This is a genomic window from Lichenicoccus roseus (assembly GCF_005844085.1).
Lineage (GTDB): Bacteria > Pseudomonadota > Alphaproteobacteria > Acetobacterales > Acetobacteraceae > Lichenicoccus > Lichenicoccus roseus.
Genome location: NZ_VCDI01000006.1, coordinates 114,158 through 132,329, shown reverse-complemented (window position 1 = coordinate 132,329; position 18,172 = coordinate 114,158). Strand labels below are relative to the sequence as shown.

The following is an 18,172-nucleotide window of genomic DNA, read 5'->3' as shown; positions in this document are numbered from 1 at the left end:
AGATCGGGCGGCTCTGTGGCGGACGTAGCTCAGCTGGTAGAGCGCCAGGTTGTGGTCTTGGATGTCGCGGGTTCGAGCCCCGTCGTTCGCCCCAGTTCCTTTTCATCATGAGCGGCCGCGTCGCGGGCCTGATCCTGGCCGGCGGCGAAGGCCGGCGCATGGGTGGCGTCGACAAGCCGCTGCTGCCGCTCGGCGGCCGCCCCCTGCTACGGCATGTCCTGGACCGGCTGGCGCCGCAGGTCGGGCCGCTCGTGCTCAGCGCCAACGGCGATCCGGCGCGCTATGCCGCCCATGACCTGCCGGTGCTGGCCGACGAGGTGCCCGGCCAGGGTCCGCTGGCCGGCCTGTTGCGCGGCCTCGACTGGGCGGCGGGGCAGGGCTGCGACAGCCTGTTGAGCGTCCCCGGCGATACCCCGTTCATCCCCGCAGACCTGCTGGTCGCCCTGTCGCCAGCGCCCGCCGTCGCGATCTCGGCCGGGGTAAGGCATCATCTGGTGGCGCACTGGCCATGCGACTGCCGCACGGCGTTGCGCCGGTTCCTCGCCACCGACGCCCGCCGCTCGGTGTTCGTGTTCGCGCGCCTGCTCGGCCTGCGCGAAGTGGAGTTCGGCGAGCCGGACCCGTTCTTCAACATCAACACGCCCGAGGAACTCGCCGTGGCGGCGTCGCGGCTGGCCTCGGTGCCATCGCCGCCAACCCCTGCTCCAGGCTGATCGGCTCGATCCCGAGCAGGTCGCGCATGGGGCCGATATCGAAGGCCTTGTCCTCCAGCAGCCGGCGTATCTCGGCCGGCCCGATATCCGGTAGCCCCGGCACTGCCCGCGTCACCAGGGAGAGCGGGATCAGCAGTGCTGCCGGGACCGGTAGTACTGGCCGTGCCCGCAATCCCCATGCGCGGGCCACCGCCGCCACGAAGTCGCGGTAGGACACCGCCTCCGGCCCCGCCACCACCAGGCTGTGCGGAGCGTCCCACGGATGGCGCAGGCAAGCCTTGATGGCGCGTGTCAGGTCGGCTTGGTTGATTGGCTGCACCAGGGCACGACCGCCGTTGGGCAGCGGCACCACCGGCAGGCGACGCAGCAGGGCCGCGAGCCGGCGAACGTTGTTCTCGCCGTCGGCGCCGTAGATCATCGTCGGGTGCAGCATGATGCCGCCCCGGCCCGACTGCAGCAGCGCCCTCTCACCAGCCAGCACGCCGTTGCCGTGCGCGTCAGGCCAGCGGGTGAACTTGCGGGTGCTGCCGAGGAAGACCAGTTGCGCGGATGGCGGCGCCGCGGCGATCACGCGCTCCGCGTTGCGCGCGTGCGCCGTGCAGACGATGTGGGTGGCGTCGGCCAGGGCGCGCAGCAATGCGCCGGGCTCCTCCAGGTCGGCAACCCGGGCCTCGCCCGGCAGCCCTGTGGTGCGCCAGCGCTGCAGGCTGCGCACCACCGGCACCACCGCGACACCGTCGGCCAGCAGAGCCCGGCCGAGTGCCGCACCGGAGCGCCCCGAGGCGCCGATGACATGCACCCGCGCGGGCAGGCCTGCCTCGCTCAACCCGCCGATCCAACGTATACGGTATCCCAATACCGCAGCATAAAACCCTGTCCGTGCGAGGGGTTTTTCCGATCGGACTTGACCCGGGCCGCGTGCGCGATCATAACCCGCGCCTCCACCGCCACCTGACGGAACCCATCATCCATGAAGACCACCCTCTCGCTGAAGCCCGCGGAGGTGACGAAGGGCTGGATCCTGATCGATGCCGACGGCCTCGTTCTCGGCCGGCTCGCCGCCATCATCGCCCAGCGCCTGCGCGGCAAGCACAAGCCGCAGTTCACCCCGCATGTCGATTGCGGCGACAACGTCGTCGTCGTCAATGCCGAGAAGGTGCGCCTCACCGGCAACAAGGCCGGCCAGAAGCTGTTCCACTACCACACCGGCTACGCCGGCGGGATCAAGCAGCGCACGATCGCTCAGAGGCTCGAGGGCAAGAATCCAGGCCATGTGATCACCAAGGCGGTCGAGCGCATGATCACCCGCGGCCCGCTGCAGCGCGCGCAGATGAAGCACCTCTATGTGTATGGCGGCGGCGCGCATCCGCATGACGGCCAGCAGCCGGCGACGCTCGACGTTGCCAGCCTGAACCGGAAGAACTCCGTCAACAACAAGAAGAGCGTCGGAGCCTGAGCATGTCAGAGACCCAGACCCCCCGCACCGGCTCGCTGGCCGACCTGAAGGACCTCGCGGTTTCCGCCGGCGTGGCGGTGACGCCCGACGACGCGCCCCGCTACGAAGCCAAGCGCGATGCCCTGGGACGTTCATACGCGACCGGTCGCCGCAAGAACGCCATCGCCCGCGTCTGGATCAAGCCCGGCAAGGGTGAGATCAGCGTCAACGGCAAGAAGGTCGGCACCTATTTCGCCCGCCCCGTGCTGCGCATGCTGATCACCCAGCCGTTCCTGGTCGCCGACCGCTACAACCAGTTCGACGTCTATTGCACGGTGACCGGCGGCGGTCTCTCGGGTCAGGCCGGCGCGCTGCGTCATGGCATCAGCCGCGCGCTGACCTACTACGAGCCGGGCCTGCGCGGCATCCTCAAGGTGGCGGGGTTCCTCACCCGCGACAGCCGCGTGGTCGAGCGCAAGAAGTACGGCCGCATGAAGGCGCGTCGTTCGTTCCAGTTCTCCAAGCGCTGATCCCGTCCTCGGGTCACGAAGCGACAGGGCGGGACCTTCGGGTTCCGCCCTTTTTCTTGTACGGGTAGGCGTCCAGCGCAGGGAGCGGCGGCATGACGCCCAGCATCTTCATCGACGGTGAGGCGGGCACCACGGGCCTCGGCATACGCACCCGCCTGCAGGACCTGCCGGTAACGGTGCGCTCGATCGCACCGGAACGCCGCAAGGATCCCGAGGCGCGGCTGGCGCTGATGCGCGAGGTCGACCTCGTGGTGCTATGCCTGCCGGATGACGCGGCAAGGGAGAGTGCCGCCCTGGTAGCCTCGCTCGGAACCATGGCGCCGCGCCTGCTCGATGCGAGCACCGCCTTCCGCACCGCGCCGGACTGGGTCTATGGCTTCCCCGAACTGGCGGCCCGGCAGGCGGAGGCAATCGCCACCGCGGCCCGGGTCTCGAACCCAGGCTGCTACGCGACCGGCGCGATCGCCCTGCTGCGTCCGCTGGTCGATGCGAATCTGGTCCCCGCCGACCTGCCGCTCTCGATCAACGCGGTCAGCGGTTATTCCGGCGGCGGCCGCAGCATGATCGAGGCGCACGAGACATCCGGGGGCCCGGCATTCCAGCTCTACGGCCTTTCGCTGGCGCACAAGCACCTGCCGGAGATCACCGCCCACGCGCATCTGCGCACGCCGCCGATCTTCGTGCCTTCCGTCGGTCACTACGCGCAGGGCATGATCGTCTCGATCCCGCTGCATCTGGCGCAGCTCGGTCACGTATCGGCCGAAATTTTTCTGGACGCCCTGCGGACGCACTATGCCGGCAGCGGGATCGTCCAGGTCGTCAAGGCGGCGGCGGAACTCGACGCCGGGTCATTGGCCGGCAGCGACCGCATGGAGCTGAGTGTTCACGCCGGCGCATGCGGCGCGCACGCCCTGCTGACGGCCCGGCTCGACAATCTCGGCAAGGGTGCGTCGGGTGCCGCCCTGCAGAATATCCGGCTGATGCTGGGACTGGATCGGCGCTGAAGTCCGGACCGGCGGCAAAGCCGGTCCGGAGCTTGCTTCACGCCAGGTCGGTGACGCTGCTGATGATGCGCGACACCATGCCGTACTTGATCGCCTCCTCGGCGCTCAACCAGTAGTTGCGGTCGCTGTCCTTGGCGACCTTCTCGTAGGTCTGCCCGGTCTCGCGCGAGATCAGCCGGTTGAGCCGCTCGCGCATCTTGATGATCTCGCGAGCCTCGATGTCGATATCCACCGCCGGACCGCGCACGCCGCCCATCGGCTGGTGCAGCAGGAAGCGCGTGTTGGGCAGGCAGAAGCGACGCTCCTTTGCGCCGGCCACGAAGATCAGCGCGCCGGCGCTGGCGACCCAGCCGGTGCCGATGACACGGACCGGGGCCACGCTGTCGACGAAACGGATCATGTCGTGGATGGTGTCGCCACTCTCGACATGGCCGCCGGGCGAGTTGACATACACGTCGATCGGCTTGTCGGAGGCCCCTGCGAGGGCCAGCAGGCGGCCGGTCACATCGCGCGCGACCTTGTCGTTGATGGCTCCGAAGATCAGCACCTTGCGCTGGTCGAAAAGGCGGCTCTCGAGCTCGTTGATCGGCGAGGAAAGCGTCTTGTTGTCTCCGGGCTCCTTGGGCTCCGGACCGTTCGGCTCCGGGATGTCGGGGCCATCCGGGTTCTCGGGGTCCTCGTCGTCCATCCGGATACGGTGTGTCGGCGACATGCCGTTCATGCTTAGTCTCCCTGTAGCCGGATCGCTGATCCGCTGTTGGTATCCTGTTTCGACTTCCCGGCCAAGCAAGCGGCCAGGTCCAGCCCGCGTGGCGGCCGCGGGCTGATGGCTTGCGTCCGGGCCGGGCCGCGCTAAACCCTGGAGGCAAGCGGGATCGGGACAGACATGGGCAACAACCGGCCAGGACCAAGAGCGTGTCGGATGACGCTGGGTGCCCTGATCCTGGCGACGCCCCTGGCTGCGAGCGGCTGCGGCGGCAGGGATACCGTGGATACGCCCGTCAACTGGTGGCACCAGCTGGAGGGTGGCGAAATCGCGAAGGATCGCCCGCCGCCGCCCGGCGTCAACGATCCCTATCCGCATGTCGGAACGGTGCCCGCCGCCGCCCCGGTGGTCGCCTCCGCAGCCCTGCGCGCGTCGGTGACGGAGTCGCTGATGCGGCAGCGCAATCTTACCACCCGCGTCGACGCCAACGATCCGCTTCCGCCGCCGGTGCTGCCGCCGCATCCGGTCAGGCCGACGCCGGCGAACGTCCAGGCCGCGCCTACGGCTGCACCCGCCGGAGGGTCCTCGGCGACCCTCGACGCCGCCGAAGCCACGCCCCCCGCGCCAGGGGCGCAGCCCAACGCTCCGCAGACCGCGGCGACCGGCGAGAAGCCGGCTGCCGGGGCGACGACGCCGGCCGAGGATAGCGAGCCGGAGATCGCCATGCCGGCGGTCACCGTACAGGCGGATACCGGGCCCGGCACTGTGACGATCCCCGCCATCCCGGGCGGCCCGCCGTCGTCGCCGCGGCTGCCGGGCCTGCAGGCCGAGGAGGCATCGGCCGAGGCCCACGCTCCGGTGGCGGCGGTGCTGCCGGACTACCATGTGGCGCCGCAGACCGGCACGCAGGTCGCCTTCGTCGGCAACACCGACGTGGTGCAGTCGGGCGAGACGGGGCTGGTGCATGCCGTCGCCGCGCGCCGCCGCACCGGCATCATCGTGGTGCACGGCTATGGGGAGGCCTCGTCGTCCGATCCGGAGGCGCAGGCCGACGCGCTCAATCTCGCTACCCTGCGTGGCCGCGCCGTCGCCGACATGCTGCGCACGCAGGGCGTTCCGTCGCGCGCCATCCAGCTGCAGGCGGACGCATTCGGTCGCGGCGCGAGCCTCACTCTGGTACAGTAACAGCCGCGCTGTTCCCGAAAGCCTGTCCAGAGAAGCATGATGAGCGAAGAGTTCCACCGCATCCGCCGCCTGCCGCCCTACGTGTTCGCGGAGGTCAACAAGGCCAAGGCGGCGGCCCGGGCCCGCGGCGCGGACATCATCGATCTCGGCATGGGCAACCCCGACAGCCCGACGCCGCCGCATATCGTCGCAAAGCTGGTCGAGACGGTGGCCGACCCGCGCTCGCATCGCTACTCGGTCAGCAAGGGCATCCCCGGCCTGCTGAAGGCGCTCGCCGGCTACTATGCGCGGCGCTTCGACGTGCAGCTCGACCCCGCGACCGAGGTGGTGGCGACGCTCGGCTCCAAGGAGGGTCTGGCCAACCTGTCGGCGGCGATCACCAGCCCGGGCGACACCATCCTGGTGCCGAACCCGTCCTATCCGATCCACCAGTTCGGCTTCATCATCGCCGGCGCCTCGGTGCGTTCGATCCCGGCGCGACCCGACGAGGACATGCTGCGCGCCCTGGAGCGTGCGGTGCGCCACTCGGTGCCGAAGCCGACCGCGCTGATCGTGAACTTCCCCTCGAACCCGACCGCCTATGTTGCCGATCTTGATTTCTACCGAGAGCTGGTTGCGTTCGCGCGCCGCGAGGAGATCTGGATCCTCTCGGATCTCGCCTACGCCGAGATCTATTTCGGCGACACCCCGCCGCCCTCGATCCTGCAGGTGCCGGGCGCCAAGGATGTCGCTGTCGAGTTCACCTCGCTGTCCAAGACCTATTCGATGGCCGGCTGGCGCATGGGTTTCGCGGCGGGCAATCCGCGCCTGATCAATGCGCTCACCCGCATCAAGTCCTATCTCGACTACGGTGCCTTCACCCCGATCCAGGTGGCCTCGGTAGCGGCCCTCAACGGTCCGCAGGAGTGCGTCGAGCAGATGCGCACGCTGTACCGCGACCGTCGCGACGTGCTGATCCGCGGGCTCTCCGCGGCCGGCTGGAACGTGCCGTCGCCGGAGGGCTCGATGTTTGCCTGGGCACCAATCCCCGAGCGCTTCGTGCATCTGGGCAGCGTCGGCTTCGCCAAGCTGCTGATGCAGGAGGCCGGTGTCGCGGTCGCACCCGGCCTCGGCTTCGGCGAGTACGGCGAGGGCTTCGTGCGCATCGGGCTGGTCGAGAACACCCAGCGCCTGCGCCAGGCGACGCGCAACATCCGCACCTTCCTGAACGCGCATAATGGCGGTCCGGCCCGCACCGAGGTGCCGGCCGACGGCACGCTGGCCGACGCATCGTGAGTTTCCCGGGCGATCCACGGCAGGGAGATAGACTGCGACCGGCGACGCTGCGTGTCGGTATCGCCGGCCTCGGCACCGTCGGCGTCGGCGTGGTCCGCCTGCTCGCCGCCAATGCCGAGCTGATCGCCACCCGCGCCGGACGTCCGATCGCGATCACCGCGGTGGCTGCGCGCGACCGCACCCGGGAGCGTGGCGTGGACCTCTCCGGCCTGCGCTGGCATGACGATGCGCGCGGGCTCGCCGGCGACCCGGATGTCGATGTGGTGGTCGAACTGATCGGTGGCGCCGAGGGGCCGGCGCGGCAGCTGGTCGAGGCCTCGCTCGCCGCCGGACGGCCGGTGGTGACCGCCAACAAGGCGCTGATCGCAATCCACGGCGCCAGCCTCGCCGCCATGGCGGAACGCAGCGCGGTGCCGCTGTGCTTCGAGGCGGCGGTGGCCGGCGGCATTCCGGTCATCAAGGCGGTGCGCGAGGGGCTCGCGGCCGACCGGCTGACCCGGGTCGGCGGCATCCTGAACGGCACCTGCAACTACATCCTCACCGCCATGCGCGAGAGCGGGCGCGACTTCGCATCCATCCTTGCCGAGGCGCAGGCACTGGGTTACGCGGAGGCCGATCCTTCCACCGACATCGACGGCATCGACGCCGCGCACAAGCTGGCGATCCTGGCGGCGCTCGCCTTCGGCCGGCCGGTGGACTTCGCCTCCGTGCATGTCGAGGGCATACGCGCCGTGGGCGCGCTGGACATCGCGTTTGCGCAGGAGCTCGGCTACCGCATCAAGCTGCTCGGCATCGCGCGCCTGGCGGAAGCCGGCGTCGAGGCGCGGGTGCATCCGTGCCTGGTGCCGCAGACCATGCCGATCGCCCTGGTCGACGGCGTGTTCAACGCGGTGTTCGCCGAGGGCGACTTCGTCGGGCGCGTCATGCTCGAAGGCCGCGGCGCCGGCGCCGGCCCGACCGCCTCGGCGGTGGTGGCGGACCTGATCGACGTCGCGCGCGGCACCACGATCCCGGTCTGGGGCGCCAACGCCGAACATCTGTCGCAGGTCGTCAGTGTCCCGATCGGCGAGCGGGTCGGCGCGTATTATCTGCGCCTGCAGGTGCTCGACCGTCCCGGCGTGATCGCCGAGATCGCGGCGATCCTGCGTGACAGCGGCGTCTCGTTGAAGAGCATGCTGCAGCATGGCGCGACCGAGGACGTGTCCGGCAACGATGTACCCGATGCGGTGCCGATCGTGCTGGTTACCCACCAGACCCGCGAGCATGCGATGCGGCGTGCACTCGAACTGATCGCCGCCCTTGACGTGGTGATCGAGCCGCCCGCGATGATCCGCATAGAAGCTGGCTGAAAAGGATCGAATTCATGTCCGAGAACAAGCCCGGGAAAAAGCAGTCCTACCAGGCCAGCGATCGAAATCTTGCGCTTGAGCTGGTGCGTGTGACGGAGGCGGCGGCGCTGGCTGCGTCGCGCTGGACTGGGCGGGGCAACAAGAACGAGGCGGATGGCGCCGCGGTCGAGGCCATGCGGCTGGCGTTCGATACCGTTGCCATCGACGGCACCGTGGTGATCGGCGAAGGCGAGATGGACGAGGCGCCGATGCTGTACATCGGCGAGAAGGTCGGTGCCGGCGGCCCCGCGATGGACATTGCCGTCGACCCGCTGGAAGGCACCTCGCTGACCGCAAAGAACGCGCCGAACGCCCTGACCGTGGTGGCGCTCGCCGAGCAGGGCAATTTCCTGCACGCGCCCGACATCTACATGGACAAGATCGCGATCGGCGCCGGCCTGCCGCCCGACACGGTCAGCCTCGATGCCTCCATCGAGACCAACCTGCGCAACCTGGCGCGGGCGCGGAAGACGACCATCGAGGAACTGACCCTCTGCACGCTCGATCGCGACCGGCACGAGGAGCTGATCGCCCGCGCGCGCGAGGCCGGTGCGCGGGTCATGCTGATCACCGACGGTGATGTGGCGGGAGTCATCGCGGCTTGTCTGCCCGGCAGTGGCGTGGACATCTATGTCGGTTCCGGCGGCGCGCCCGAGGGTGTGCTGGCCGCCGCCGCGCTGCGCTGCGTGGATGGCTTCATGCAGGCGCGATTGATGTTCGAGAACGATGAGCAGGTGTCGCGCGCACGCACCATGGACGAGGGCGATCCGCGGCGGCTGCTGACGCTGACCGATCTTGCGCGCGGCGACGTGCTGTTCTCCGCCACCGGCGTCACCGACGGCGCGCTGCTGCGCGGCGTGCGTCGGACGGCGGAGCGCGGCGTCACGCACTCCATCGTCATGCGCTCGAAGTCCGGCACCGTCCGCTTCATTGAGGGCCAGCACAACTTCGCCACCAAGACCTGGAGCCCGACCTGAACGTCATCGCGACGCAGATACCGGCCGTCCGGCCGGTGCTGGATGTCTCGAACAGCCTGAGCGGACGACGCTGGCAGTGGCGCAGCGAAGGGATGGGGCAGGAGCGACTGGCGGCCGCCATCTCCCAGACCTGTGGTCTGCCGGAACTGATCGGCCGGCTGCTGCATGCGCGCGGGATCACCGCCGAAGGCGCGGCGCATTTCCTCGAGCCGACCCTGCGTGCGCTGCTGCCGGATCCGAGTTGCCTCACCGACATGGACGCCGCCGCCGAGCGACTGGCCGATGCCGTAGCCGGTGGCGAGACGGTCGGCATCTTCGGCGACTACGATGTGGACGGCGCCTGTGCCACCGGCCTGCTGGCGGGACTGCTGCGCGAACTCGGCTGCGCGGTGCTGACGCACGTGCCGGATCGGATGCTGGAGGGCTACGGGCCGAACGCGCCGGCACTGCTTGCCATGGTGGAGCGCGGCGCCGGCCTGATCGTGTGCGTCGATTGCGGCACCGCCGCGCCCGAGCCGCTGATCGCGGTGGTGGGGCGTGCAGACGTGGTGATCCTGGACCACCACAAGGCGGAAGGACCGCCGCCGCCGGTGCTTGCGACGGTCAATCCGAACCGGCTCGATTGTGCATCGGGCCTGGGCACGCTGTGCGCTACCGCGATCGCGTTCCTCGCCGCGGTGGCGATGGTGCGGGCACTGCGCCGCCGCGGCTGGTTCGGGGCGAGGCGCGAGCCGGACCTGATCTCGCGCCTCGACATGGTGGCGCTGGCGACGATCTGTGACGTGATGCCGCTGACCGGGTTGAACCGGGCGCTGGTCACGCAGGGGTTGAAGGTGATGGGTCGGCGCGAGCGGATCGGCCTCAAGGCGCTGCTCGAGGTGGCGATGGCGCACGAAGCGCCGAGCGCCTTCACCTGCGGCTACGCGATCGGCCCGCGCATCAATGCCGGTGGCCGCATCGCCGAGGCCGATCTCGGGCTGCGTCTGCTGCTGTGCGAGGATGCCGACGAGGCGCGCGGGCTGGCCGAGCGTCTCGACGCGGTCAACCGGCAACGGCGCGGCGTCGAGGCCGCGATCCTCGATCATGCGATGGAACTGGCGGCGGCGCAGGTGGCGGCCGGCCATGCCGTCCTGCTGCTGAGCGGCACCGGCTGGCATCCGGGTGTGGTCGGCATCGTCGCCGGCCGGGTCAAGGAGCGGTTCAACCGCCCCGCCCTGGTCGGCGCGGAATTGGAGGATGGCAGCGTCAAGGGCTCCGGCCGGTCGGTGCCGGGGCTTGATCTTGGCACCGTGATCATCGCGGCGCGGCAGTCCGGACTGCTGCTGACCGGCGGCGGCCACGCCATGGCGGCGGGCTTCTCGCTGCGCGCGGACGGTATCGCGGCGTTGCACGGCTTCCTGGACGAGAGGCTGGCGGCAGCGCGCCACCGTCCGGCGGCGGTCGATCTGCCGGTGGATGCGGTGCTTGGCGTGGCGGGTGCCAATGCCGAGCTGGCCGCCCATGTCGGCAGGCTGGCGCCGTTCGGACCCGGAAATGACGAGCCGGTGTTCGTGCTGCCGAACGTTCGCGTGGCGCGTGCCGACCGCATCGGCAAGGAAGGCAACACGCTCAGGCTGCTGGTCGAGGGCGAGGGCGGCGGTCCGCGACTGAAGGCGTTGCTGTTCCGCGCGGGTGAGGGCGCGCTGGCGCCAATGCTGGAGAGCCGCGATGGGGCCAGGTTGCACCTTGCAGGCCAGCTGCGCGCCGAGGCCTGGCAGGGGCGGGTGGAAGCCGGCTTCTTCATCGCCGATGCGGCTCTCGCCTTGGGGAACGCTCACCTGTCTTGACCGACCCGGCCCCGCTCCGCTACCCACCGCGGGCCGCATGTCCCGTTCGTCTAGTGGCCTAGGACACCGCCCTTTCACGGCGGTAACACGGGTTCGAACCCCGTACGGGACGCCAATCCTTCCAATGACTTAGTTGCTTTGCCTGGATTGGTTGTCCAAGATCTGGCCAATATACAGTCTTGGACACGGGTAAATGGTGAAACTCAGACGTGGCTTGGAAGTGGCTCAGCACGAGGCGCTGCTGCAGCGCACGGACTTCCACCTCAACCTGGTCGAGCAGCAGCTGCATCAAACCTACGGCCGGTCCTGGCAGACGAAGCTGCGCGTGCTGCGGCGCCACCTGAGAGGCCTCCAGGAAGACCTGCGCCGGCGCTTCCTCGAGCAGGAGGTGGACAAGGTCTGACGCGCGCCGGGACGGTTGCTTCGGGGCCGGGCGGGTCATGTACGGTAGCTCGGAGAACGCGCAGCGTGCGCTTTCCGGTCCTCCTCGAGCAACCGGGTGGTGACGTACATCATCGCCCGCGTCGGTGGCAGCATGACCAGCAGCGCGATCTCGCGCACAAGGCGGCTCATTGCTGCACCTGCCCGGCGGTGGCCTGAAGCGCATTGTGCTGCAGCGACCGCGTCAGGTTGCTCTCGAGGTCGGCGACAACGTCCGACAGCCACTGGAGCACCCGGATCCAGCTGTCCAGTTCCTCGTGGATAGGTGGCGTCACCTCCGCCATCCGCACGAAGAGCAAGGTCATCGCGGCATGGACGCGGCCGAGCTGCTGCTCAGTCCTCATCGCTGCCATCCGGACCAGGGCGTTACCGTCAACGCCCGCGGTCAAGCTGCACCTGTCAGGTCACGAACCAGCGCCCAGATCATCTGGCTGTTCCAGAAATCGTCCTCGTGACGGCCATTCTTCTCAAGCTCGGCATCCCAGAGACGAAGCATCCTTGCCCGAGCTCGCGCACCCTCCATGGTCGTAGCTCGAAGGGTGACGATCTGCCGCAGCAGAGGCTCCTGCTTGTCGAACAGGTCGTCCCGGAACGCCTCCACCTCGTCGTCCTCGCCATCCTCCGCATGCGACTGGATGCGCTGCTGCTCGAACTCGTCGAAGGCGGCGCATAGGGCGATCAGTTCGGCGTCTGGGCCGGTGCTCGACTGAAGGCTGTGGAGACCGCCGTCTAACCCTTCTTGGTCACCAACCTGGACCGCGGCCGCCGGCAAGTCTGGGCGCATCCAGCCGACGGCCGCCACTGCAGCTAAGCCGGTAAAACCGGCGGCGGTTAATAAAGCACGGCGCGACGAACCCACCTCGGGTGTGATATCGGCAGAAATAGCCATGATCCTGCGCTCCAGCGTCAGGGTTGCGGTGAGGCCGGGCTCGGTGTTCCACCACCGCGCTCGGCCGTTGTTCCTTGCGGAACGACATCCTCAATGTCACTATGCTGGTCGAAGATCAAGCGGAAAGTGACATCGTGGATACCATTTCCCCGGCCCAAGTCCGAGCGGCCCGAGGACTCCTAGACTGGACCCGCGATCAGCTGGTCGCGAGCAGCGGCGTCCCGAAGAGCACCCTGGTGAGGTTTGAGGACCAAGGCTCACGGCCTCGGGGGGCGACCCTGTCGGCTCTACGTAGGGCTCTAGAGGCCGCCGGAGTCGAGTTCATCCAGGAGAACGGGGGTGGGGCGGGGGTGAGGCTGCGGTTGGCCACAGTCTAGAGGCCATAACAATCAACAACTAAAAGCACACAACGAATCGCTGAGCCCTCGATTACTGGGGCTCGACTCTTATTCAGAAGTACGCCATGTAAACATTGATGCCGCTCAGGTGGAGCGACGGCCGCAGCTGAAACTGCGGCCGCCACCGAGTCCAACCTGGTAACCCGCGCCCGGGTTACGCTTACTGGGAGATTAGGAACCCACCAACAACCGGAACCTCGTCTTCTAAGAGCGTGGTGTCAAGCGGATCTCGCCATGAAGGAGATCCCAAATGGCAACGCGATCCAATCGTTACCCAGAGCTTCCACAGTCTGAAATCATCCTGGTCTTGAAACGGCTAGAAGCTGGTGAACACCAGCACATCGTAGCCGCCGATTATCTGGTCAATCAGGGTAGGCTTTCCGAATTGAAAAACGGAAAGCGAACAACCTTCAGACCTGGGAAGCATATCTAACTGACAAGGCGGGGGTTTCGACCCCCGCCTTCTCTTTAGCACTCCCTGTTAGCGCGGCATTTCGCCCGGTCCCTGCCACACCCCGGTCTCGTAGGCATCCCGATCAGACTGCTTGATCCGGATCGAGTTGCCGATGCGGAGGTGACCCAGCTTGCCAGTCGACACCAGAGTGTAGACAGTCCTCTCGGACACGCCCCAGATGCGGGCTAGCTGAGGAACGGAATAGGCATAGGGTTCAGACATCGCCTCTGCTCCACCAGGCGGGATCGGACGTAAAGCCTTGCCCTAAGCTAAGCCGCGCTTCGGTAGCGGGGTCCAGTCCATGTGCTCCTTCAGGCTGGGACAATGGATCCCGCAGAGCTCGTAGGGACGGGTTTCCCCCTTACGAGGGCAATCATCCGCCCGAGCCTCCACCACCATCCACACCAGCTCCCGCGGCCCGTGGAACGCCAGTTCCTGCGCTAGCGGCCAGCGTTCGTCGAGCCCGCAGCGATTGCACGCCACCCGGACAGTGTCGGTCTCGGCATAGAGGTCGGCGAGGGTGCTGGGGCGATCGCGTGGTAGAGCCATGGCGCCAGCATAGCCGAGGGGCATCCATGTTCGACGACGTAGATCAATACGAGGCTGTGTTCGGCCCTGACGGCAGCCTCATCATTCCCGCAACACTGGCCGAGAAGCTCGGCTGGCGGCCAGGCCACCGGCTGCTGCTCGAGCAGATCGACGACGGCTTCCTGGGGACAGCGATCGAGGTGCCAAGGGGGCGGATCCTAAACGCAGTCTCCTGCTGCAGAGCTCATCAAACTAACTTCACAACATAATAATGTCGCATTCTTTACTTGCGTGAAAATCTTTTAGATTGGCATGACGCGCCGTCTGGAGGCTTTCATGGATCTAACGATTACACAGGTTGCAAGGTGCAATCGGCTCATCATGCACTGTGAGGGACTGATCCGCAGCTGGGGAGTCAGGAGCGGTGCATCTGGGCGCTTTCAGTCAGCCGACTATTTAATCACCTGTATCGAAACCCCGACGAGGACGACGTTGCGCGTGCACTACTATGGTCAGTCTGTGCTTCACGCGAGGTGGGACTTAAACAACCACACCGGGACTGCCGACTTTCTCCCCGGGCCATGGGAGTATGACGCTCTTAGCTTGCGAGTCCAGAAACCGAGCCGGTGGCAAGGCGAGGCGCCGTAAAAGGCACCGCTAGTAATTCAGTTCAAGTTCTCTGTTCGAAAGGCAGCGGCGTAAGTCGCCACGGTGCTGACGCTCGTCGAGCCGCCGGTCGTGTTCATGGCGGCGGTCAGACCGAAGGTGACCCGAAGAGGTACACGTCACCGAAGAGTGGTGCGATCAGGGGCAGTGCCCAAAGGACGACCACAGCTGCGACGGTCAACACTGTCGCGGCCATAGCCAAGATATACTGGCGGTAGAGGCTGGCTGCCTTGCGGCTCCACTTCAGGCTCTCAGCCTGTAATACAGCCCTGTCGGCCACGACAACTTCCGGCATAGAGGTCGGGAAGGTCGAGGGGGTCTTAAGGTCGACATGAGCACCACGGTGCGGCACGGCAATGTATCCTGCGGCCGGGTTTCAGACGTCGTCCGCGGAGATCATGGGCGTCGTGTCGTACAGGACGGCACAAACGGACCAGAACGCTCCGAACAAGACGAAGCTCATGAGCATAAGAACCATTTCGAGCATGTCAGCGATCCCTGCCTAACGTTACGTTAGCGTGTTGGCTGGGGTGCTATCTATGCGCCTGTGCTGCTTTGACGTAGTGAATAGAACGTGACACGTAGCCTCTGTGCGTTATTATCGTGACAGATCCGAGGTGCCGGGAGAGCGCCTCCCTTGGACCTTCCCGTGATTGGCTTCCTGCCAGCAGCCCCCACCTTCGCGACACCCGGCCGCCGCTACCGGCCAAGCGAGTAACGTCCTCGCTAGTGGATTGCGTCACTTTCAGCGGCGATCCGGCGTCGAACGCTTTCAGCAGGACGCCGAAGCCTAAATGAAGGTATACACTACGCATCGCTGACATCCGCCAATCGCGTTAGGCGTTAGCGACTGAGAGGGCTCAAGCCTCCCGCCTTATCGGCACGGGAGAACCGCATGCCTGTCTACAAGCTTTTTCCGATTGATCCAGATGGCAAAATCACCGGGGTCGGTAGCGAGTACGAATTCGACAGTGACGGAGATGCCCGGGTCCGTGGGGAGTCCGTCGTAGCGAAGGGCGACTATGTTGAGATCTGGCGCGGCGACAAGAAGATATTCTCCCGAGCGCCGCGCGTTTGACGAACGCATCGGGCAGAAGAGTTTTCGCTAGCGTCTAGTCGCAGTTGAGGCGATCGACAGATCCGGAAAGGCATGATCAACTCGCTCTGGGAGCCGCCCGAAATCAGTGCAGCCGGTCGCTAGCAGGAGGTTGTCGTTTGATGACAGCCTGCGCGAGGAGCAGGCGCCGACGCATCCAGCCGATGTCGATCGACTTGTCGCCAGCCTGGCCATGCTCAGCGGCAGAGATGGCAGCCCGCCAGAGGCTCACGGCTTGGCTCATGTGGCCGTGCGCCTCGCACGCTAGAGCCTGATCGCGTAGTCCGGCAGCATCATCCGTAAGCGCATGCATCCTGACATTAAGCGCCAAGGGAGCGTCCGACGGTGCCAAAATGTGTGTGGGAGTGTCTGTATGACGAAGGTTTACCGCTGGATCGTTGATTGAAGATCCCGTTTTGTCCGCATCTGTTTACGAGACGTGCCTTCAGGTAGGCATCGTACCTAGCAGGCGTAGGGATCTCCTCTCGCCTGGTGAAAGAGGCTGGTAGCGTCGCTGCCGCGGTCAACGGCATTGTCAGCCGATTGGCCATAGAATGCCCCCGCTGCTCTAGGCTTCTACTTCGTGCTGTCGATCGGGCCGGCCGGCACCGCCGTTACCGTCAGAGAGGCCTGCGGTTCCGTCAGGCTGTTCTGGCCAGATCCGGAGACCGTCGCACCATAATTCAATGCACTGTCCAATAGAGGTCCAAGTCCGCGTGTGAGCCCAAGCGATGGCGGGAGTGGCAGCGGCAAATCCGTCGATCAAGACCACGGCGCCGGCGCTGTCGATTACAAGCAACTGGAAGTCAGCCATTCGCACGAGCCCCAAATTCAGCCGACTGCATGAAGCTATCGCGATAGCCTGGAATACAGCTTGTCAGCGGAATGTGCGATGAGAGACCCAGTGCGGAATATACTTAGCAGACCGTATTGACTGCGGTGACTACCTAGTATCTCATAATTAAATGTAGTGTAGAAATCGCACACCGCTTTCCGCGATCATTCGTTTACAGATAGGATTAGCGGCAATGGCTGTCCCGATGTTTGTATTGATCGTGGAAGACGAACCCTTTATTCAAGACTTAATGGCCGAAGTCTTGATAGACAACGGCTACCGCATCGCGGCCGCGTCAGATGGCATCGAGGCGATGTCGTTCCTCGACCATGAGGGCTCTCGGTATGACGTCATGATCACCGACGTGGTACTTCCGGGCCTGCTGTCGGGGTGGGAGGTTGCCGCACGGGCTCGCTGGATCAACCCAACGCTACCTATCATCCACATGACCGGCGGCGAGCCGGGAGCATGGAACGCGAGAGGCGTGCCAGGCAGCGTCATGCTGGCAAAGCCGTTCACGTTGACGCAACTCGTTCAGGCTGTCGTACAGGTTACGAAGGTGTTGTCCCTCTCCTTATATTGTTGACCGGTAGAGGCGTTGGGGGCCGTCGATGACTGCGGCCTCTCGAACGGTCTAGTATCCCGACCCCTGTTCCCTTTATGTTCTCAGCATGGGACAGAACCTCACCCGGAGCCGGCGTCTGCAGGTGGTGCTCGCCACGCCGCTTTCGAATTATCGGAACAAGCCTTGGGTGCTCGTGTGCGCCTGCCGGGCCTGCTCCGCCGAGGTTGACCTGCCGATCGCCAAGCTACTACCGGCGCACGCATCCACTACGATCCGGGAGGTGCTGGCGATGCTCCGGTGCCAGCGCTGCAGGCAGCCGCCGACCGGGGTTCTGTTGCAAAGCGTGCCAAGCAGCACGACCGGCAACGCCGATATGATGGTTCTGGCCGGGCCGGGTGCCTACGGATAGACCACCACCAAGACGGAGACACCAGCGAGGCTCGCCGCCAGGGCGAGCGCCCCAGCCCAGGCTTGGACCAGTGCCTCGTTAATCGACGCTGGTGCGCCTGGTCCACCTCCGAGCTCCAAACCCTCCAGGAAGTCTCGGATGGTCACGGCCGACATGTCCGTTGCTCCTACGCTGCTGAAGCGCTGTGAGGTGGCAATTTCCTTACTAGCGGCGCCTTGTTGCGGACCAGTGACGCCGACACGGTTGCGGCTCGAGCAGACCGACCAGTGCGGACGAGTGTGGACGGCTGACGGGGATGAAATCTGTGGGCGGACATCATCTCCATGTTGACGACCGCCGGGAGAGCCCACTATCATTTTGATAGCAGAACGGCAGGGTGGGGTCCGATCTCCCGAACGTCTGCTGATGCTGGGCATTTCATCAAGATATTTTAGGAAGCTGCCATGGAAGAACGTCTGGTGGACGTCTTGGACGGCCACAACCGCATCCTGCACGTCTTTCCGGTCCCTGCAGACGGGGGACGGAGTGAGGAAGACTGCGTCCAGCAGGCGGTTCAGGAAGCAGCGCACCTGAAGCTGGTGCCAGACGAGGATGTTCCTAGGCTGCACGGCCGCCCCCATGTCTGCCGCGGAGGGAGCCTGACACCCGTCGCTGACGTCCTGCAGTTGCGGGCTGATGAGGAAGACCGTCGGCGCGATGCCATTCGCACCCGCGCGTACTTCATGTGGATTGATGCTGGGCGCCCTGACGGCATGGCCGAACAGCATTGGAAGCAGGCGATGGAGTTCACCGAGATCTCAGCGGCGGCGTGAGGGCGGGCGGCATTTATGAGAAGGTGCCGAGAACGCTTCG

23 protein-coding genes and 2 tRNA genes are annotated in these 18,172 nt (G+C 66.3%); 18 read left to right on the top strand and 7 right to left on the bottom strand.

The features are described from left to right. The first annotated feature begins 18 nt into the window (after positions 1–18). Both FE263_RS16480 and mobA read left to right on the top strand, forming a co-directional pair. Positions 19–94: transfer RNA gene (locus FE263_RS16480), tRNA-His, on the top strand. A gap of 13 nt (positions 95–107) precedes the next feature. Beyond that, positions 108–713: a molybdenum cofactor guanylyltransferase MobA gene (gene mobA / locus FE263_RS16475; RefSeq protein ID WP_138327126.1), complete on the top strand. Its 606-nt coding sequence runs from the start codon at positions 108–110 to the stop codon at positions 711–713. On the opposite strand, the gene FE263_RS16470 is transcribed toward mobA, so the two are convergent. Next, positions 634–1,539 carry an SDR family oxidoreductase gene (locus FE263_RS16470; protein ID WP_240759795.1) on the bottom strand — a complete coding sequence of 302 codons (906 nt, stop codon included), beginning with the start codon at positions 1,537–1,539 and terminating at the stop codon, positions 634–636. The two genes, mobA and FE263_RS16470, sit on opposite strands and share 80 nt — an antisense overlap. 144 nt (positions 1,540–1,683) lie before the next feature. Here FE263_RS16470 and rplM point away from each other — a divergent pair, with 144 nt between their 5' ends. From rplM to argC, 3 genes are all read left to right on the top strand, one after another. Then, positions 1,684–2,169, top strand: a complete 486-nt coding sequence (gene rplM / locus FE263_RS16465) for a 50S ribosomal protein L13 (protein WP_138327125.1) — start codon at positions 1,684–1,686, stop codon at positions 2,167–2,169. Between the two features lie 2 nt (positions 2,170–2,171). Then, on the top strand, positions 2,172–2,678 hold the full coding sequence (gene rpsI, locus FE263_RS16460; protein WP_138327124.1) for a 30S ribosomal protein S9: 507 nt from the start codon (positions 2,172–2,174) through the stop codon (positions 2,676–2,678). Positions 2,679–2,770: 92 nt separating this feature from the next. Continuing rightward, complete coding sequence (gene argC, locus FE263_RS16455; RefSeq protein WP_138327123.1) at positions 2,771–3,682, top strand: N-acetyl-gamma-glutamyl-phosphate reductase; 912 nt, start codon at positions 2,771–2,773, stop codon at positions 3,680–3,682. A 37-nt stretch (positions 3,683–3,719) separates the two neighbouring features. On the opposite strand, the gene FE263_RS16450 is transcribed toward argC, so the two are convergent. Continuing rightward, complete coding sequence (locus FE263_RS16450) at positions 3,720–4,403, bottom strand: ATP-dependent Clp protease proteolytic subunit (protein ID WP_138327122.1); 684 nt, start codon at positions 4,401–4,403, stop codon at positions 3,720–3,722. Between the two features lie 201 nt (positions 4,404–4,604). Between FE263_RS16450 and FE263_RS16445 the strand changes: the two genes are divergently transcribed. From FE263_RS16445 to FE263_RS16415, 7 genes are all read left to right on the top strand, one after another. Beyond that, positions 4,605–5,573, top strand: coding sequence for a hypothetical protein (locus tag FE263_RS16445; protein ID WP_138327121.1), 969 nt, complete (start codon positions 4,605–4,607; stop codon positions 5,571–5,573). 39 nt (positions 5,574–5,612) lie between these two features. Next, a complete protein-coding gene (locus tag FE263_RS16440; RefSeq protein ID WP_138327120.1) occupies positions 5,613–6,848 on the top strand; it encodes an LL-diaminopimelate aminotransferase in 1,236 nt (411 codons plus the stop codon). After that, a complete protein-coding gene (locus FE263_RS16435) occupies positions 6,845–8,197 on the top strand; it encodes a homoserine dehydrogenase (protein WP_240759793.1) in 1,353 nt (450 codons plus the stop codon). The genes FE263_RS16440 and FE263_RS16435 overlap by 4 nt, the downstream gene beginning before the upstream one ends. 14 nt (positions 8,198–8,211) lie before the next feature. Beyond that, a complete protein-coding gene (glpX, locus tag FE263_RS16430; protein ID WP_138327119.1) occupies positions 8,212–9,213 on the top strand; it encodes a class II fructose-bisphosphatase in 1,002 nt (333 codons plus the stop codon). 92 nt (positions 9,214–9,305) lie between these two features. Next, positions 9,306–11,039, top strand: coding sequence for a single-stranded-DNA-specific exonuclease RecJ (recJ, locus tag FE263_RS16425; RefSeq protein WP_138327234.1), 1,734 nt, complete (start codon positions 9,306–9,308; stop codon positions 11,037–11,039). Positions 11,040–11,078: 39 nt separating this feature from the next. After that, positions 11,079–11,154 (top strand) — tRNA-Glu (locus tag FE263_RS16420). Positions 11,155–11,232: 78 nt separating this feature from the next. Further along, on the top strand, positions 11,233–11,442 hold the full coding sequence (locus FE263_RS16415) for a hypothetical protein (RefSeq protein ID WP_138327118.1): 210 nt from the start codon (positions 11,233–11,235) through the stop codon (positions 11,440–11,442). A gap of 35 nt (positions 11,443–11,477) precedes the next feature. Here the strand turns inward: FE263_RS16415 and FE263_RS22820 are convergent, their stop codons facing one another. The 3 genes from FE263_RS22820 to FE263_RS16405 are packed head-to-tail and all read right to left on the bottom strand — an operon-like array spanning position 11,478 to position 12,369. Beyond that, a complete protein-coding gene (locus FE263_RS22820; RefSeq protein ID WP_276611216.1) occupies positions 11,478–11,612 on the bottom strand; it encodes a hypothetical protein in 135 nt (44 codons plus the stop codon). Further along, positions 11,609–11,824: a hypothetical protein gene (locus tag FE263_RS16410; RefSeq protein ID WP_138327117.1), complete on the bottom strand. Its 216-nt coding sequence runs from the start codon at positions 11,822–11,824 to the stop codon at positions 11,609–11,611. The genes FE263_RS22820 and FE263_RS16410 overlap by 4 nt, the downstream gene beginning before the upstream one ends. Before the next feature lie 41 nt (positions 11,825–11,865). Beyond that, positions 11,866–12,369, bottom strand: a complete 504-nt coding sequence (locus FE263_RS16405; RefSeq protein WP_138327116.1) for a hypothetical protein — start codon at positions 12,367–12,369, stop codon at positions 11,866–11,868. 134 nt (positions 12,370–12,503) lie between these two features. Here FE263_RS16405 and FE263_RS22950 point away from each other — a divergent pair, with 134 nt between their 5' ends. Further along, entirely contained in the window at positions 12,504–12,746 is a 243-nt protein-coding gene (locus FE263_RS22950) for a helix-turn-helix domain-containing protein (protein ID WP_408886207.1), read from the top strand. A 502-nt stretch (positions 12,747–13,248) separates the two neighbouring features. On the opposite strand, the gene FE263_RS16395 is transcribed toward FE263_RS22950, so the two are convergent. Further along, entirely contained in the window at positions 13,249–13,443 is a 195-nt protein-coding gene (locus FE263_RS16395) for a helix-turn-helix domain-containing protein (protein ID WP_138327115.1), read from the bottom strand. Between the two features lie 353 nt (positions 13,444–13,796). On the opposite strand from FE263_RS16395, the gene FE263_RS16390 reads away from it, so the two are divergent. Together FE263_RS16390 and FE263_RS16385 are read left to right on the top strand one after the other, a co-directional pair. Next, positions 13,797–14,018 (top strand): AbrB/MazE/SpoVT family DNA-binding domain-containing protein, encoded by a 222-nt coding sequence (locus FE263_RS16390; RefSeq protein WP_138327114.1) that lies wholly within the window; start codon positions 13,797–13,799, stop codon positions 14,016–14,018. Positions 14,019–15,310: 1,292 nt separating this feature from the next. Next, a complete protein-coding gene (locus FE263_RS16385; protein ID WP_138327113.1) occupies positions 15,311–15,493 on the top strand; it encodes a hypothetical protein in 183 nt (60 codons plus the stop codon). A 103-nt stretch (positions 15,494–15,596) separates the two neighbouring features. Here the strand turns inward: FE263_RS16385 and FE263_RS22165 are convergent, their stop codons facing one another. After that, positions 15,597–15,755, bottom strand: coding sequence for a hypothetical protein (locus FE263_RS22165; protein ID WP_171034149.1), 159 nt, complete (start codon positions 15,753–15,755; stop codon positions 15,597–15,599). Between the two features lie 784 nt (positions 15,756–16,539). On the opposite strand from FE263_RS22165, the gene FE263_RS16380 reads away from it, so the two are divergent. The 3 genes from FE263_RS16380 to FE263_RS16370 all read left to right on the top strand — a co-directional run bounded on the left by FE263_RS16380 (position 16,540) and on the right by FE263_RS16370 (position 18,132). Continuing rightward, positions 16,540–16,932 (top strand): response regulator, encoded by a 393-nt coding sequence (locus FE263_RS16380; protein WP_138327112.1) that lies wholly within the window; start codon positions 16,540–16,542, stop codon positions 16,930–16,932. An 85-nt stretch (positions 16,933–17,017) separates the two neighbouring features. Beyond that, on the top strand, positions 17,018–17,320 hold the full coding sequence (locus tag FE263_RS16375) for a hypothetical protein (protein WP_138327111.1): 303 nt from the start codon (positions 17,018–17,020) through the stop codon (positions 17,318–17,320). A 443-nt stretch (positions 17,321–17,763) separates the two neighbouring features. Next, positions 17,764–18,132, top strand: a complete 369-nt coding sequence (locus FE263_RS16370) for a DUF2934 domain-containing protein (protein WP_138327110.1) — start codon at positions 17,764–17,766, stop codon at positions 18,130–18,132. Positions 18,133–18,172 lie beyond the last annotated feature (40 nt).

Coding starts and splice junctions, on each gene's coding strand:
- FE263_RS16370 (WP_138327110.1), top strand. CDS start 17,764: ATGGAAGAACGTCTGGTGGACGTCTTGGACGGCCACAACCGCATCCTG.
- FE263_RS16380 (WP_138327112.1), top strand. CDS start 16,540: ATGGCTGTCCCGATGTTTGTATTGATCGTGGAAGACGAACCCTTTATT.
- FE263_RS16445 (WP_138327121.1), top strand. CDS start 4,605: ATGACGCTGGGTGCCCTGATCCTGGCGACGCCCCTGGCTGCGAGCGGC.
- FE263_RS16440 (WP_138327120.1), top strand. CDS start 5,613: ATGAGCGAAGAGTTCCACCGCATCCGCCGCCTGCCGCCCTACGTGTTC.
- rpsI (WP_138327124.1), top strand. CDS start 2,172: ATGTCAGAGACCCAGACCCCCCGCACCGGCTCGCTGGCCGACCTGAAG.
- FE263_RS16410 (WP_138327117.1), bottom strand. CDS start 11,824: ATGAGGACTGAGCAGCAGCTCGGCCGCGTCCATGCCGCGATGACCTTG.
- mobA (WP_138327126.1), top strand. CDS start 108: ATGAGCGGCCGCGTCGCGGGCCTGATCCTGGCCGGCGGCGAAGGCCGG.
- FE263_RS16390 (WP_138327114.1), top strand. CDS start 13,797: ATGTTCGACGACGTAGATCAATACGAGGCTGTGTTCGGCCCTGACGGC.
- FE263_RS16375 (WP_138327111.1), top strand. CDS start 17,018: ATGGGACAGAACCTCACCCGGAGCCGGCGTCTGCAGGTGGTGCTCGCC.
- FE263_RS16395 (WP_138327115.1), bottom strand. CDS start 13,443: ATGTCTGAACCCTATGCCTATTCCGTTCCTCAGCTAGCCCGCATCTGG.
- FE263_RS22165 (WP_171034149.1), bottom strand. CDS start 15,755: ATGAGCCAAGCCGTGAGCCTCTGGCGGGCTGCCATCTCTGCCGCTGAG.
- rplM (WP_138327125.1), top strand. CDS start 1,684: ATGAAGACCACCCTCTCGCTGAAGCCCGCGGAGGTGACGAAGGGCTGG.
- glpX (WP_138327119.1), top strand. CDS start 8,212: ATGTCCGAGAACAAGCCCGGGAAAAAGCAGTCCTACCAGGCCAGCGAT.
- argC (WP_138327123.1), top strand. CDS start 2,771: ATGACGCCCAGCATCTTCATCGACGGTGAGGCGGGCACCACGGGCCTC.
- FE263_RS16385 (WP_138327113.1), top strand. CDS start 15,311: ATGCCTGTCTACAAGCTTTTTCCGATTGATCCAGATGGCAAAATCACC.
- FE263_RS16450 (WP_138327122.1), bottom strand. CDS start 4,403: ATGAACGGCATGTCGCCGACACACCGTATCCGGATGGACGACGAGGAC.
- recJ (WP_138327234.1), top strand. CDS start 9,306: ATGGGGCAGGAGCGACTGGCGGCCGCCATCTCCCAGACCTGTGGTCTG.
- FE263_RS16405 (WP_138327116.1), bottom strand. CDS start 12,369: ATGGCTATTTCTGCCGATATCACACCCGAGGTGGGTTCGTCGCGCCGT.
- FE263_RS22820 (WP_276611216.1), bottom strand. CDS start 11,612: ATGAGCCGCCTTGTGCGCGAGATCGCGCTGCTGGTCATGCTGCCACCG.
- FE263_RS16415 (WP_138327118.1), top strand. CDS start 11,233: ATGGTGAAACTCAGACGTGGCTTGGAAGTGGCTCAGCACGAGGCGCTG.